The organism is Mesorhizobium sp. M7A.F.Ca.CA.004.06.1.1, from assembly GCF_003999135.1.
In the GTDB taxonomy this organism is placed as follows: Bacteria; Pseudomonadota; Alphaproteobacteria; order Rhizobiales; family Rhizobiaceae; genus Mesorhizobium.
This window is the reverse complement of the sequence record NZ_RZPQ01000536.1, coordinates 455-4,138: the sequence shown is the minus strand read 5'-3', so window position 1 is coordinate 4,138 and position 3,684 is coordinate 455. Positions and strand designations below refer to the sequence as shown.

3 protein-coding genes are annotated in these 3,684 nt (G+C 63.4%); 2 read left to right on the top strand and 1 reads right to left on the bottom strand.

Annotated elements, in window-relative coordinates:
• Nucleotides 1-1,389, top strand: a 1,389-nt coding sequence (locus EN906_RS25210) for a DHA2 family efflux MFS transporter permease subunit (RefSeq protein WP_127375458.1), incomplete at its 5' end; no start/stop codon positions are given.
• A gap of 62 nt (nucleotides 1,390-1,451) precedes the next feature.
• On the opposite strand, the gene EN906_RS25205 is transcribed toward EN906_RS25210, so the two are convergent.
• Nucleotides 1,452-2,654: a pyridoxal phosphate-dependent aminotransferase gene (locus tag EN906_RS25205; protein WP_127270426.1), complete on the bottom strand. Its 1,203-nt coding sequence runs from the start codon at nucleotides 2,652-2,654 to the stop codon at nucleotides 1,452-1,454.
• Between the two features lie 208 nt (nucleotides 2,655-2,862).
• On the opposite strand from EN906_RS25205, the gene EN906_RS25200 reads away from it, so the two are divergent.
• A partial coding sequence (locus tag EN906_RS25200; RefSeq protein ID WP_206529163.1) for an EAL domain-containing protein occupies nucleotides 2,863-3,684 on the top strand: 822 nt, incomplete at its 3' end.

Here is a 3,684-nt window from a genome sequence, read left to right as displayed (position 1 = left end):
CTGCAATGGGTGGTCGACTCCTACACGCTGTGCCTGTCCGCCTTCATGCTGTCGTCCGGCCTGATCGGCGATCGCTATGGCCGCAAGCGCTCGTGGCTGGCCGGCGTCGGCATCTTCGTGGCCGGTTCGCTGATCTGCGCCGTCGCGCCCAATCTGCCGGTTCTGCTGGCCGGCCGGGTGGTACAGGGCATCGCCGGCTCGCTGCTCATTCCAGGCGCGCTGTCGATCCTGACGCAGGCCTTTCCCGATGCGCGCCAGCGCGCTGGCGTCATTGGCGGCTGGGCGTCGTTCGCCGCCATCTCTCTGCTCGTTGGTCCCGTCCTCGGTGGCATCCTGGTCGAGACCGTCGGCTGGCAAAGCATCTTCTTGATCAACCTGCCGCTGGGCTTGATCACGATCGCGCTCGGTGCTGTTTCGATCAACGAGACGGCGCATCCCGAACATGCCCATCTCGACCTCGTCGGCCTGGCTCTCAGCATCCTTTGGCTGGGGGCGCTGACCTTCGGCCTGATCTCGGCCGGCGAGAATGGCTGGGGCGAGCCAAGGACGGTCGCGGCGCTGGTCGCCGGCGTCGTCGGTCTGGCTGCTTTCCTCGGCTTCGAGGCGCGCACTGCACGCCCGATGCTGCCGCTTGGCCTGTTCCGCGATGTCCGCTTCGCCGTCGCCAATGTCGCTTCGTTCGCGCTCGGCTTCACCTCCTATTCCAGCGTCTTCTTCTTCTCGATGTTCCTGCAGCAGGTGCAGGGCTGGTCGCCGACGCAGACCGGCCTGCGCATGGCGCCGGCCTTCATCGTCCAGATCGTGGTGTCGCCATGGATCGGCAGGCTGAGCGCGCGCTATGGTCACTCCGCGCTGATGACCATCGGCTATGTTGCTATCGGCCTGTCCATGCTCGGCATGTGCTGGGCCGGCCCTTCGACGCCCTATGCGATGCTGTGCCTTCTGTTCGCCATTGGCGGCCTCGGCAATGCGCTTGCAATCCCGACCGGCAGCGCTGCCGCCATGTCCTATGCGCCGCGCGAACGCTCGGGCATGGTGTCGGCGGTCATCAATGCCACCCGCCAGAGCGGCCTTGCCATCGGCATCGCCTTGCTCGGCGCCTTGATGAGCATGCGGGCAACCAACCTTTTGACCGGGTATCTCGGCGATGCCGGTGTCGCCAACGCGGAAGCGGTCGCCCGTGCTGCGATTTCACGGCATGATTTCGCAACCGATGCGGCGATGGGCGAAAGCGGCGTGCATGAACTCTATGCTGCCGCCTATGCCGGCGGCTTCCACGCCGCGATGCTGACGGCAGCGATCGGCGCGTTCCTCACCGCCGCATTGCTGGTCGCCGTGCTGGCGCCGGCCGAGGCGCGCTCGGCCAAAGAGACCAAGCACGAGGCGTGAGGCTGACGGCCCATTAAAAAACCCGGCGGTGAAGCCGGGTTTTTGCATTCATAGTGCGTCGGTCAGGTCAGCGAAGCCGTAAAACGCTGGATGCGTGTGCAGGCTTCTTCCAGAAGCGTCTCCGAGGTCGCGTAGGAGATGCGGAAGTTGGGCCCGAGGCCGAAGGCCGAGCCGAACACCACCGCGACGCCCTCGGCTTCGAGCAGTTCCGAGCAGAAGGTCTCGTCGGTGTCGATCAGCCTGCCGGCCTTGGTCTTCTTGCCGATCAGCTGGGCGCAGGAAGGATAGACATAGAAGGCGCCTTCCGGCGACGGACAGGTGATGCCGCGTGCCTGGTTGAGCATCGACACGACAAGGTCGCGCCTGCCTTGAAAGATCGCCTTGTTTTTGGCGATGAAATCCTGCGGGCCATTCAGCGCCTCGACGGATGCCCATTGCGCAATGGTGCAGGCGCCCGATGTCTGCTGACCCTGGATCATGTCCATCGCCTTGATCAGTTGAACCGGACCCGCCGCATAACCGATGCGCCAGCCGGTCATTGCATAGGCTTTCGACACGCCGTTCATGGTCAGCGTGCGCTCGTAGAGCTTAGGCTCGACCTCGGCGATGGTCCTGAAGACGAAATCGCCATAGGTCAGGTGCTCGTACATGTCGTCGGTCAGCGTCCAGACATGCGGATGCTTCAACAGCACGTCGGCCAGCGCGCGCAATTCGGCTTCGGTATAGGCGGCACCCGACGGGTTCGACGGCGAGTTCATCAGCAGCCATTTGGTCTTCGGCGTGATCGCCTTTTCCAGCACGGAAGCGGTCAGCTTGAAGCCGTTGTCGATCGAGGTGTCGGCAAACACGGAGGTGCCGCCGCATATGGCCACCATCTCGGGGTAGCTGACCCAATAGGGGCGAGGAATGATGACCTCGTCGCCGGGGTTCAGCGTCGCCATGAAGGCGTTGAACAGGATCTGCTTGCCGCCGGTGCCGACTATGGTCTGCTCGGGCTTGTAGTCGAGATTGTTCTCGCGCTTGAACTTTTTTGCGATCGCCTCGCGCAGCGGCACGATGCCCGAAACCGGCGGATACTTGGTTTCGCCACGGCGGATCGCCTCGATTGCCGCATTCTTGATGTTGTCGGGCGTGTCGAAATCCGGTTCGCCGGCGCCAAGCCCGATAATGTCACGGCCGGCATTTTTCAGCTCGCGCGCTTTCTGCGTGACCGCGATGGTGGCGGAAGGCTTCACGCGGGAAAGGGTGTCGGCAAGAAAGGCCATGAGCTTGACGTCTCCATGGAAGATCGGCGCGGCCAGGAGCGACCGCGGCGCTTCTCATGTCGCATGATTTCGCGCAACGCAAGTATTGTCGGCTGATCCAGGTCTCAAGGAGCTGTGATCGGGACCCGGGGTCGGCAACAATAAATTCATTAACGAGCGGTAGAGGCTTGAGTGGCAGGATGGCAGACCAATTGCGGAGCGAGGAACCGTGTCGCGCAGCGTCGGGCTTGCCCACATCATCCGTCAGGACGACGGCACCTCCACCGGTGTCTGGGGTATCTACACGCTGCAAAGCGCCTTCCAGCCGATCTTCGCTTTCAAGGAAGGCAAGCTGTCGGTGGTCGCGTTCGAAGGGCTGATCCGGCCGTTCCGCGACGGCGAGCCGCAATCGCCGATGAATTTCTTCTCGACCTGCCCGGCCGCCGACCGGCTGCATATCGAGGCGCTGACCAGGACGCTGCATCTTCTCAACGCCGGTGCCTGCCTGCCGCGGGAAGCATCGATCTTCGTCAATTTCGACCCGTCAGTGTTCACCGAACGCGCCGTTGCCGACGCTGCCTTGCGCGAAATGCGGCTCGTGCTGCACGAGGCCGGCATCGACCCGCGTCGCGTCGTCTGCGAGGTGACCGAGCAGCGGTCGGCGTCGCAGGAAGCCTTGCATGGCTTCGTCGCGGCACTGAGGGCCAACGGTTTTCGCATCGCCGTCGACGATTATGGCGCGGACGATTCCGACATCAATCGGGTCAAGGAATTGAAGCCGGATATCGTCAAGTTCGATGCCTACTGGATCACGCAGCTGATGGAGTCCGGCGCCGGCTTCGCGTTGCTGACCACCATGGTGAAGAACTTCGAGGAGCAAGGTATCCATACGGTGTTCGAAGGCATCGAGGAGGGCTGGCAACTGGAGCTCGCCGAGAAATCGGGTGCGTCGATGGTGCAGGGTTTCGTGCTGGCGCGGCCCGAATTGGCGCCGACCAGCTTTGGCGTCTTCGACAAGGCCAGGCAGGCGCCTGTCGCTGCTGCCGTCGAC

Coding starts and splice junctions, on each gene's coding strand:
- EN906_RS25205 (WP_127270426.1), bottom strand. CDS start 2,654: ATGGCCTTTCTTGCCGACACCCTTTCCCGCGTGAAGCCTTCCGCCACC.